The sequence below is a fragment of the Nocardioides sp. NPDC057772 genome, from assembly GCF_042798075.1.
Classification (GTDB): domain Bacteria; phylum Actinomycetota; class Actinomycetes; order Propionibacteriales; family Nocardioidaceae; genus Nocardioides.
On sequence record NZ_JBHVKN010000402.1, the window covers coordinates 1 to 1145 of the forward strand.

Below are 1145 nucleotides of genomic sequence, written 5' to 3' on the forward strand. Positions count from 1 at the left end.
GGGCGAACTGGACCAGCGGGATGCCCTGGTTCCGCAGCCAGGCGACGATGTCGCCGGTGTAGAGCCACTGGTGTCCGGCGAGCAGACCGACCACGGTGGCCCCGACGGTCAGCGCCAGCAGGAGGACGAGCACGACCAGGAAGCGGAGCCTGCTGCGGATGGTGACGGTCGCGCCCGGCGGGCGACGGGTCGGCCCGGAGTCGCGCCCGCCGCGGGCGAGGAGCACCATCACGACCGCACCGGCGATCGTCGTCGTCACACCGGTGGGCACGGACATGGCCTTGTCGGCACCGAGCGCGGCGCGGACGACGACGTCCGCCACCACGACCACGAGGGCACCCACGAGACCCGCGGCCGGCAGCAGCACGGCGTGGCGGTTGAGCGTCGGGACGAGCCGGCCGAGCAGGCGGACGAGGACCGGCGCGCACAGCCCGACGAAGCCGATCGGTCCCGCCAGCGTCACCGACGCCGAGGTCAGCAGCACCGCGAGCACGGTCCCGACCGCACGGGTCGAGCGCACCGGGACCCCGAGGACCGAGGCGGCGTCGTCGCCCGCCGAGAGCAGGTCGAGCCGGCGGGCCAGCAGCAGACCGCACACGGTCGCCCCCACGACGACCGGGGCCACCTGCCAGAACGCCCGCAGCCCGAGCTGGCTCAGCGAACCACTGCCCCAGGCGAACAGGCTCGTGGTCTCCTCGGAGTAGAGGATGAGCAGCGTCGATGTCGCGGCCTGGAGGGCGAGCGCGACGGCCGACCCGGCCAGGATCAGCCGGGTCGTCGACGTACCGGCGCCGCCGGCGAGGGCGAGGACGATGCCGGCGGCCACCAGACCACCCAGGAAAGCCGTGATGCCGGAGGCCCACAGCGGGACCGACAGGCCGAGGGCGGCGACCAGGGTGACCGCGAAGTAGGCGCCGCCCGTCACCGCGAGGGTGTCCGGAGCCGCCATGGCGTTGCGCGCGAGCGACTGCAGGAGCGCCCCAGCGACGCCGAGGGCGAACCCGACCGCGATGCCCGCGGCGAGCCGAGGGATGCGTGAGCCGGTGATGATCTCCATGGTCGACGCGGTGGCGCCGTGCGCCTGCTCACGTCCGAGCAGCGCGTCTAGGAAGTCTGCGGGACCGACGCCGGAGGTGCCCTGGGTG

1 protein-coding gene is annotated in these 1145 nt (G+C 74.3%); it reads right to left on the reverse strand.

All coding sequences use genetic code 11. The features are described 5' to 3' along the window. Positions 1–1145 (reverse strand): iron chelate uptake ABC transporter family permease subunit (locus ACFVJS_RS28025; RefSeq protein ID WP_378886811.1); only part of this gene is annotated, 1145 nt, incomplete at both ends.